8 protein-coding genes and 1 pseudogene are annotated in these 8940 nt (G+C 67.4%); 7 read left to right on the top strand and 2 right to left on the bottom strand.

Annotated elements, in window-relative coordinates; translation table 11 throughout:
• The first annotated feature begins 349 nt into the window (after positions 1–349).
• Complete coding sequence (locus BLP88_RS18460; RefSeq protein WP_074591648.1) at positions 350–853, top strand: GNAT family N-acetyltransferase; 504 nt, start codon at positions 350–352, stop codon at positions 851–853.
• 56 nt (positions 854–909) lie between these two features.
• Positions 910–1815: a spermidine synthase gene (locus tag BLP88_RS18455; RefSeq protein ID WP_074591646.1), complete on the top strand. Its 906-nt coding sequence runs from the start codon at positions 910–912 to the stop codon at positions 1813–1815.
• Between the two features lie 39 nt (positions 1816–1854).
• On the opposite strand, the gene BLP88_RS18450 is transcribed toward BLP88_RS18455, so the two are convergent.
• A complete protein-coding gene (locus BLP88_RS18450) occupies positions 1855–2751 on the bottom strand; it encodes a LysR family transcriptional regulator (RefSeq protein ID WP_074591644.1) in 897 nt (298 codons plus the stop codon).
• A gap of 128 nt (positions 2752–2879) precedes the next feature.
• On the opposite strand from BLP88_RS18450, the gene BLP88_RS18445 reads away from it, so the two are divergent.
• Together BLP88_RS18445 and BLP88_RS18440 are read left to right on the top strand one after the other, a co-directional pair.
• On the top strand, positions 2880–4283 hold the full coding sequence (locus BLP88_RS18445) for an MFS transporter (protein ID WP_074591643.1): 1404 nt from the start codon (positions 2880–2882) through the stop codon (positions 4281–4283).
• Positions 4284–4294: 11 nt separating this feature from the next.
• Positions 4295–5044: a 3-hydroxybutyrate dehydrogenase gene (locus BLP88_RS18440; protein ID WP_074591650.1), complete on the top strand. Its 750-nt coding sequence runs from the start codon at positions 4295–4297 to the stop codon at positions 5042–5044.
• A gap of 79 nt (positions 5045–5123) precedes the next feature.
• Here BLP88_RS18440 and BLP88_RS18435 read toward each other — a convergent pair whose 3' ends face one another.
• Positions 5124–6623 carry an amino acid permease gene (locus tag BLP88_RS18435; protein WP_074591641.1) on the bottom strand — a complete coding sequence of 500 codons (1500 nt, stop codon included), beginning with the start codon at positions 6621–6623 and terminating at the stop codon, positions 5124–5126.
• Between the two features lie 162 nt (positions 6624–6785).
• Here BLP88_RS18435 and BLP88_RS18430 point away from each other — a divergent pair, with 162 nt between their 5' ends.
• The 3 genes and pseudogenes from BLP88_RS18430 to BLP88_RS18420 form a co-directional block, all read left to right on the top strand.
• Entirely contained in the window at positions 6786–7175 is a 390-nt protein-coding gene (locus BLP88_RS18430) for a hypothetical protein (RefSeq protein ID WP_074591639.1), read from the top strand.
• 193 nt (positions 7176–7368) lie between these two features.
• The gene (locus BLP88_RS18425; RefSeq protein WP_074591638.1) at positions 7369–8175 is read left to right on the top strand and encodes an IclR family transcriptional regulator; all 807 of its coding nucleotides are present in this window, start codon (positions 7369–7371) and stop codon (positions 8173–8175) included.
• Between the two features lie 224 nt (positions 8176–8399).
• A pseudogene (locus tag BLP88_RS18420) lies at positions 8400–8940 on the top strand (urocanate hydratase); the annotation flags it as partial.

Genomic DNA, 8940 nt, shown 5'->3' with positions numbered 1-8940 from the left:
TGCGCCCCCAACCACTTCACAGCTCCGGACGCCGGTGAGACGCTGGAACCGACGAAGGGCCGGATCAGACGCCGCGCAGGCTATGGCGGACGCTCACGCGTTACGCCGCTTCTAGCTTGGCGCCCGGCCCTTCGCCCCGGGTGCAGCCCGAACGACGCCAGATGACCCGGTGAAATGCCCGAGGTCGGATAAGTCAGCGTGGGCGCACCCCGAACCATCGCCGGTCCAGCCAACAAACCGTCAGCCGCCACACCCGATTACGCGCGCCCCCGGCCCCCTCCCCGAGGCGTGAACCGCCGCGCCCTGGACACAGCCTTGACACGACCTATAGCCAGCTAGGCTGCCGTACATGACCTTTACACTGCGGACAGCCACGCCCGAGGACGCGGAAACATTGCCGCGCCTGCATCTGGCTGCATGGAAGGAAAGTTACGGGCATCTTCTACCCAAGGAGTTCTTCGAGACCCGCGAAGCAACCATGGACGAAAGTGTGGAGCGCCACCGGAAGGCCTTGGCCGGTGCCTACCAGCCGGTCCTTGCCCACGACAATGCCGGCGAACTCGTGGGCATGGCATTCGCCGCTCCTTCCCGCGACGACGATGCACCATGCAGCCTCGAACTCCAAATGATCTACGCCTTGCGGCGCGTCCACGGGACGGGCGTGGGCCAGGCGCTCCTGGATGCTGTGATCGGCAAGGATGAAGCCTATCTTTGGGTGCTTGAGGACAATCCGCGGGCCCAGGCGTTCTACCGCCGCAACGGCTTCGTGCCCGACGGCAGGCGAGAACTCCTCCCGCCCGAGTGGGAGGAACTGCCGGAGATCCGGATGGTGCGTCCCGCAGTCGGTGGTTAAGGGCGCTGCGCGTCCACGGACTAGGGTTGGAGCATGACTCAGGCAGGACCCCGCTGATGGCCAGGCGCGGAAAGGCGGCCCGGCAGGCAAGCAGCGCCAGGCGGGGGAACGGCGTCGTCGAACTGCCCGAGGGCGCGCGGCCTAAAGGCCCCGTGGAGGGCGTCTACTATATCGACACCGGCGACTGCGAACTGGTGGCCGACCCGGACAACTCCAACGGCTGGCTCCTGAAGATCAACGGCGTGATGAGCTCGCACATCGACCTCGCCGATCCCCTGTTCCTCGACTTCGAGTACATGCGCTGGATCGCCGCCTTGGTGGAATCCGTGTGGCCGCCGGAGGCCAAGCCGAAGCTGCGCGCGCTGCACCTGGGCGGCGGCGCGTGCTCGATGGCCCGCTACGTCCACGCCGCCTATCCGGACGCCCGCCAGGTGGTGGTGGAGCTGGACGGGAAACTGGCCGACTACGTCCGCGCCTGGTTCGACCTGCCCAAGGCGCCGCTGCTCCGGATCCGGGTGGGCGAGGCCCGTGCCGTCACAGAAACCCTCACCGCGCAGAGCCGGGACCTGATCATCCGCGACGTCTTCGCCGGCGCCTTCACCCCACGGCCCCTCACCACCCGCGAGTTCAACGCCCATGCCCGCAACGTCCTGGCGCCTGGCGGTCTCTACGTGGTCAACTCCGGCGACAGCCCGGACCTCCGGAACGCCCGGCAGGACGCCGCCACCATCGCGGACACCTTCGCGCACACGATGATCATCGCCGACCCCGCCATGCTCAAGGGCCGCCGCTACGGCAACATGATCATGGCCGGCAGCGACACCCCGTTCGGCGACGACCCCAAGCTGGCCCGCAAGCTTTTGGGCGGAGCCGTACCGGCGCACATCTGGGACGACGCACAGGTCCGTGCCTTCGCCCGCGGCGCGGAGATCCGCCACGACCCGTCGGCGCCGGATGCGTAAGGCGGCCCCGGTACCGGCGGCGCCGGACGTGCCGCCCGCCTAAACCCCGCCCAACAACACGTCCCGCCGCGCCGCCGTCTCCTCCTGCAGGGCCCGCACGACGGCGGCAACCGCCGGGCGGCGCATCGAGTCCGGGCGGAGGACCATCCAGTAGGGGAGCAGCTCGGCGAAGTCCGCGGGAAGCAGCCTCACAAGGTCATCGTGCCGGTCCGCCATGAAGCACGGCAGGAAGCCGATCCCGGCCCCGGCCCGCGTGGCCTCAACGTGCACGAACACGTTCGTGGACGTCACGCCGTCGCGCATGGTGGGAACCAGCCGCCGCGGCGCGTCCAGGTCATCCACCTGCAGCATCGAATCCACGAAGTACACCAGCGGATGCGTTATGAGCTCCTCCACCGAGCGGGGAGAGCCGTTCGCGGCCAGGTACTCCCGCGAGGCGTACATTCCCAGCATGTATTGCCCCAGCCGCACGGACTCCGCCCGGTGCACCTGCGGCTCGCCCACCACCACTTCCAGGTCCAGGCCTGAGCGCTGCTGCAGGGCCCGGCGGGTCACGGTGATGATCTCCACGCTGAGGCCGGCGTGCTGCTTCCGCAGCCGGGCGATTGCGGGCGCCGCGATGTACGCGCTGAAGCCGTCGGTGGCGGTCATGCGCACGACGCCGGCAATCGGGTCCGGCGCGCGGTCCTCCGCGTCCAGCGTGCCCACCGCCGCCTCGATCCGCTCCGCCACGGCGACGGCCTCGGCGCCGAGCTCGGTCAGCTCCCAGCCGCCGGCGGCCCGGGCCAGGGTCCGGCCTCCGAGCGCCTTCTCCAGCGCGGCGATCCTGCGTGAGACGGTGGTGTGGTTCAGTCCCAGGTCCTGGGCCGCCGTCGTGAACTTGCCGGAACGGGAGACAGCGAGGAGGACCAGCAGATCGTCCGGGTTCGGGTTCATATCTGCAATTCTGCACACGCCCGGTGCCGAATTGGCCATTGAGCCGCGGTGAATGTGCAGGAAGACTCAACGGGTCATTCGTGTTGTAGATCACAGCACGTGTCAACGAGGACACAAAGGAGCTGGACATGGGCGCAGAACGGCCCTCCCTCGCGGAAGCGGGACTCACCTCGAAAGACGCCGGAGCCGGAAAAGGCGCCGGCCTGAAGAAGATCGTGGCCGCCTCCATGGTGGGCACGGTGGTCGAGTGGTACGAATTCTTCCTCTACGCCACGGCCGCCACCCTGGTCTTCGGCAAGTACTTCTTCCCCAGCACGGGCAACGAACTGGACGGCGTCATCCAGGCCTTCCTGACCTACGCGGTCGGCTTCGTGGCCCGGCCCCTGGGCGGCATCGTCTTCGGCCAGATCGGCGACAAGCTGGGCCGCAAACCCACGCTCCAGCTCACCATCGTGATCGTGGGCGTCTCCACCTTCCTCATGGGCTGCCTGCCCGGCTTCGCCGACATGGGCTACCTGGCCCCGGCGCTGCTGGTGGCGCTGCGCTTCATCCAGGGCTTCGCGCTCGGCGGTGAATGGGGCGGAGCCGTGCTGCTCGTGGCCGAACACAGCCCCAACAACTCGCGCGCGTTCTGGTCCAGCTGGCCCCAGGCCGCCGTACCGGTGGGCAACCTGCTCGCCACCCTGGTGCTGTTCATCATGTCCACGGTCCTCAGCAGCGCCGACTTCCTGGGCTGGGGCTGGCGCGTGGCGTTCTGGCTCTCCGCGGTGATCGTGTTCGTGGGCTACTACATCCGCACCCACGTCACCGAGGCGCCCATCTTCCTGGAGGCAAAAGCCCAGGTGGAGAAGGAGCAGGCCGTCAGCTACGGCGTCGGCGAAGTCCTGAAGAAGTACCCCAGGGGCATCCTGCAGGCCATGGGCCTGCGCTTCGCGGAGAACATCATGTACTACCTCGTGGTGAGCTTCTCGATTGTCTATCTCAAGAGCGTGCACAAGTACGACACGTCGTCGCTGCTGCTGGCTCTCCTGATCGCCCACGTGGTGCACTTCGTGGTCATCCCGCAGGTCGGAAGGCTCGCCGATGCGTGGGGCCGGAAGCCGGTGTACCTGGCGGGCGCGGTCACCGGGGCGGCGTGGCCGTTCTTCGCCTTCCCCATGTTCGACACCCTCAACCCCGTGGTGATCGTCCTGGCCGTGACCATCGGCCTCTGCCTGCACGCCTTCATGTACGCGGGCCAGCCGGCCATCATGTCCGAGCTGTTCCCGACCCGCATGCGGTACTCGGGCGTCTCGCTGGGCTCGCAGGTCACCTCGATCTTCGCCGGCTCCCTCGCTCCGCTGCTGGCGACCCAATGGCTCAAGGACACAGGCTCCTGGCTGCCGACCGCAGTCTACCTGCTGCTCGCCTGCGCGGTGACCGCCGTCGTCGTCCTCACCCTGCGCGAGACGCGCGGCGCCGCGCTGGAGGACATCGACGACGCCGACGCCCGCCGGCACGGGCTGCCCGCCGGCAAGGGGGCGGAAGCGTGAGTGCGGGGCCGCTGAGCAGGACGCTTGCGGGCCGGAAGGCGCTGGTGACCGGCGGGGCCGGCGGCATCGGGGCCGCGTGCGCCCGTGAGTTCGCGGCCCGCGGCGCCAAAGTGGTGGTGGCCGACATTGACGCTGCCGCGGCGGAAACGCTCGCCGACGAACTCGGCGGCACCGCCTGGGCCGTGGACCTGCTGGATACCCAGGCGTTGGCCGGGCTCAGCCTCGACTGCGACATTCTGGTCAACAACGCCGGCATCCAGAAGGTGGCGCCCATCGAGGAGTTCGAGCCGGCAGAGTTCCGGCGGATCCTGGCGCTCATGCTCGAGGCCCCGTTCCTGCTGGTCCGGGCCGCGCTGCCGCACATGTACGCGCAGGGCTTCGGCCGGATCATCAACCTCTCCTCGGTGCACGGGCTGCGGGCGTCGGCGTTCAAGAGCGCGTACGTGTCCGCCAAGCACGGGCTGGAAGGGCTCAGCAAGGTGACGGCGCTGGAGGGCGGGGCGCACGGGGTGACGTCCAACTGCATCAACCCCGGCTATGTCCGCACGCCCCTGGTGGAGAAGCAGCTCGCGGACCAGGCGCAGCTGCACGGCATCCCGGAATCCGAGGTCCTCGCCAAGGTGATGCTCACCGAGTCCGCCGTGAAGCGGCTCGTCGAGCCGGCGGAAGTTGCGTCGCTGGCTGCCTGGCTGGCCTCCGACGACGCCGGCATGGTCACCGGGGCCAGCTACACCATGGACGGCGGTTGGTCGGCACGGTGAGGCGTATCCTCGTCGATTGCTCCGTAACTGTCGTTTTGAGCTCTCAAAACGACAGTTACGGAGCAGCGGATGGCCCAGGTTAGGAGCGTACTGAGCTTTCCTTGACCGCAGCGCTTTCCTTCACCACCGGGATCGCCGCAGTCTCGTCGACCAGTTCGGCGCGCCGGCGTCCGCCGCCGCGCACCCAGAGCCGGTAGGCCACCACCAGCAGGCCGAGCCAGGCCGCGCCAACGTAGAGCGCCACGCGCGTGTCCTCGAAGACGCCCAGGATGACGATCACCAGGACCATGAAGGCGATGGTGAGCACCGAGGCGGCGGGCCACAGGGGCGACGGGAATTCCGAGGCCGGCAGGCCGTTCCGCGCGATCTCCCGCTTCATTGCCACATGCGAGGCCAGGATCATCACCCACACCCACACCGTGGCGAAGGTGGCGATCGAGGCAATGATGACGAACACGTCTTCCGGAATCACGGCGTTGAGGACCACGCCCACCAGCAGGATGCCGCCCATCAGCACCACGGTCATCCACGGAACGCCATGCCGGGAGATCTTGCCGAAGCTGGCCGGTGCGTGGCCCTGCTGGGAGAGGCCGTAGAGGATCCGGCCCGCGCCGAAGATGTCCGAGTTGATCGCGGACAGCGCGGCCGTGATCACCACGGCGTTGAGGATGTGCGGTGCGGCGGGGATGCCCAGGCCGTCGAAGATCTGCACGAAGGGGCTGCCGTTGCTACCGATTTCGTTCCACGGGAACAGGCTCATCAGCACGCCGAGGGTCAGGACATAGAACAGCAGGACGCGCACGGGGACGGTATTGACCGCCTGCGGGATGACCTTCTTCGGGTTGGCGGCCTCACCTGCGGTGATGCCGATCGTTTCGATGCCGCCGAAGGCGAACATCACGACGGCGAACGCGGCCAGGACGCCGCCGAAACCGTTCGGGAACATGCCGCCGTGCTCCACGAGATTCCCGAGGCCCGGGGCCACGCCGCTGCCGCCGGTCTGGAAGCCGAACACGATGATCGCGGCGCCGCCGGCGATCATGGCGATGATCGCGGAGACCTTGATGAGCGAGAACCAGAATTCGAGCTCACCGAACACCTTGACGCTGAGCAGGTTCATGGCGCCCAGGAAGAGGATGATGGCCAGGACCCAGATCCAGCGGTCCACCTGGGGGAACCAGAAGCCCATGTAGATGCTGAACGCGGTGACATCGGCGATTGCCACGATGGCCATTTCGAAGACGTAGGTCCAGCCGGTCACGAAGCCGGCCAGCGGTCCGAGGTAGCGGCTGGCGTACTGGCCGAAGGACCCGGACACGGGGTGGCGCACGGCCATTTCACCCAGGGCGCGCATCACCATGAACACGGCGGCTCCGCCGATCATGTAGGCGAAGAGCACGGCAGGGCCGGCCTTCTGGATGGCCGCGGCAGAGCCATAGAACAGGCCCGTGCCGATCGCGGAGCCGAGGGCCATGAAGCGGATATGGCGGACGTTGAGGCCACGGTTGAGTGCGGTCGCCACAGGGCCGGCCGCGGCACCGGTGGTGGCCGCAGGGGCGGCGCTTGGTGCTTGTTGCATGCGAAAAACCTTCTCGTCATTGGGAGGGGGATCGTTAACCAGCAGACCATTTTCCGGGTGCCTGTGATTGGTTTCACGGGTGCTTGGTGTCTTTCATCTCAGACGGTCGGAGAATTGAAGGGCTGGGACTCCCTGCGCAATCGGCATGAAAGGAATGGCGCCATGGGTGATTTCATTGCATACCTCGACACCTCGGAGGTCCTCCCCGGGAAGCTGGAAGAACTAAAGTCCGCGATGGCGGATCTGGCCGAGTTCGTGGAGGAAAGCGAGCCGCGGATCGGCGGCTACACCGTCCATTTCTCCGAGGACGGAACGGAAATGAGCGTGCTGCACTTCCATGAGGACCTGGAGTCGCTCATGTTCCACCTGGATGTGGCGGGCCCGAAGTTCCCGCCGATCGGCCAGTTCATCCGGATGAAGAGCATCGAGATCTTCGGCCATCCCAGTGAAGAGCTGCTGGCCCGTTCCAGGAGGAAGGCAGAGATGCTGGGAAGCGGGACGGTTATCGTGCGCGAACTGCACGCCGGCTTTACGCGCCTCGGCCAAGGCTGAGCATTTCCGGCCGGCGGGAACCCGCCTGGTCGCTTGCGGCTTGTCTGGAATACCAGACATCCATCGCCGAGTCCGCTTCCGAAGCCGAGACCTCCCGGTGCACGCTTAAGTACGGGATACCGGACACTTGGGGAGTCTGCCGTCCGCGCCGCCCCCGGCGGCGCCTTCGTGAACTGCGAGCCGAAGAGGAACCATGACCGCACAGCCGCTGGCACCAGGAAAGGCCACGTCCAAAGTTCCGGCCGCCGAAAACACCCTGCGCATCCTCAAACTGCTGGCCTCCCGCAGGGGCCCGATGGCGGCGTCGAACATTGCCACGGCACTCGGCCTGCCGCGCTCAAGCGTCTACCACCTGCTGGGTGTGATGGAGGCCAACGGCTTCGTGCTGCACCTGCATGAAGAGCAGCGCTACGGGCTGGGCATCAGCGCCTTCGAATTGAGCTCGGCCTACTCGCGCCAGGAGCCGCTCTCCAGGCTGGGCAGGCCCATGCTCGCGTCCCTCGTCGATGCGATCGGTGAGAGCGCGCACCTCGCCGTGCTGCACGGCCGCGACGTGCTCTACATCGTGGAGGAGCGGGCCAAGAACCGGCCCTCCCTGGTGACCGACGTCGGCGTCCGCTTGCCCAGCCACCTCACCGCCAGCGGCCGCGCCATCCTGGCTGCGCTCCCGAAGTCGCAGGTCCGCGCGCTCTACCCGAACGCGGCCGCGTTCACGGCCCGGCACGAGATGGAATCGCCCATCATGAAGTACTCGGCGCTGTCCTCGCACCTGGACCAGGTGCGCCAGCGCGGCTACGCCACCGAACACGGCGAGATCACGCCCGGGTTCGGCTCGGTCGCCGCGGCGGTCACCGACCACCTGGGATGGCCGACGGCGGCCGTCGCCGTGACGTTCCTCGAGGACAAAGTGCCGGCAGGGGAGTGGCCGGCGCTCGCCGCCCGCATCCAGAAGGCCGCGGACGAGCTCTCGCACCGCATCTACGGCCGCCCCGCCCAGTAGACGCCCGGCCCAACCAGTTCGCAATAGATGCCGTTTTGGAGCCTCAAAACGACATTAAATGCGAGCTAGTTGGGTAGCCGGACGCAGCCGATCCCGGGCTGTAGCGCCAGTCTGGAATCCCGGACACCACCCCCTGAAAAGCCATTCCGCGGCCCCCGCGGACAGGCTCTACTGGATACAGAAGATCTTTCCCGAAACCACTCACCAGAGACGAAGGAGCCACCATGGCACCCGCCGATTTCACTACCGGAACCCGCCCGGTGAAGGCCCCCCGCGGTACGGAGCTGTCCGCGAAGAGCTGGCAGACCGAAGCGCCGTTGCGCATGTTGATGAACAACCTGGATCCGGAGGTTGCCGAGCACCCCGAGGACTTGGTGGTTTACGGCGGCACGGGCCGTGCTGCCCGCTCGTGGAAGGCGTTTGACGCCATTTCGGCGACCTTGAAGGACATGGAGGAGGACGAGACCCTGCTGGTGCAGTCCGGCAAGCCGGTGGGTGTGTTCCGCACGAACAAGTGGGCACCGCGGGTGCTGATCGCCAACTCCAACCTCGTGGGTGACTGGGCGACGTGGCCGGAGTTCCGGCGCCTGGAGGCCGAGGGCCTGATGATGTACGGGCAGATGACTGCCGGGTCCTGGATTTACATCGGTACCCAGGGCATCCTGCAGGGCACGTATGAGACCTTCGCCGCCGTGGGCAACAAGCTCAAGGCTGAGGGCCGCCACCCGGCACCGGCCGCGGAGGGTTCCACCGAAGGGCCCTTGG

The organism is Arthrobacter cupressi (genome assembly GCF_900099975.1).
Lineage (GTDB): Bacteria > Actinomycetota > Actinomycetes > Actinomycetales > Micrococcaceae > Arthrobacter > Arthrobacter cupressi.
The sequence above is the reverse complement of the archived record's forward strand: the minus strand, read 5'-3'. Positions and strand labels throughout refer to the sequence as shown.

Coding starts and splice junctions, on each gene's coding strand:
- BLP88_RS18435 (WP_074591641.1), bottom strand. CDS start 6,623: ATGCAACAAGCACCAAGCGCCGCCCCTGCGGCCACCACCGGTGCCGCG.
- BLP88_RS18460 (WP_074591648.1), top strand. CDS start 350: ATGACCTTTACACTGCGGACAGCCACGCCCGAGGACGCGGAAACATTG.
- BLP88_RS18445 (WP_074591643.1), top strand. CDS start 2,880: ATGGGCGCAGAACGGCCCTCCCTCGCGGAAGCGGGACTCACCTCGAAA.
- BLP88_RS18430 (WP_074591639.1), top strand. CDS start 6,786: ATGGGTGATTTCATTGCATACCTCGACACCTCGGAGGTCCTCCCCGGG.
- BLP88_RS18455 (WP_074591646.1), top strand. CDS start 910: ATGGCCAGGCGCGGAAAGGCGGCCCGGCAGGCAAGCAGCGCCAGGCGG.
- BLP88_RS18425 (WP_074591638.1), top strand. CDS start 7,369: ATGACCGCACAGCCGCTGGCACCAGGAAAGGCCACGTCCAAAGTTCCG.
- BLP88_RS18450 (WP_074591644.1), bottom strand. CDS start 2,751: ATGAACCCGAACCCGGACGATCTGCTGGTCCTCCTCGCTGTCTCCCGT.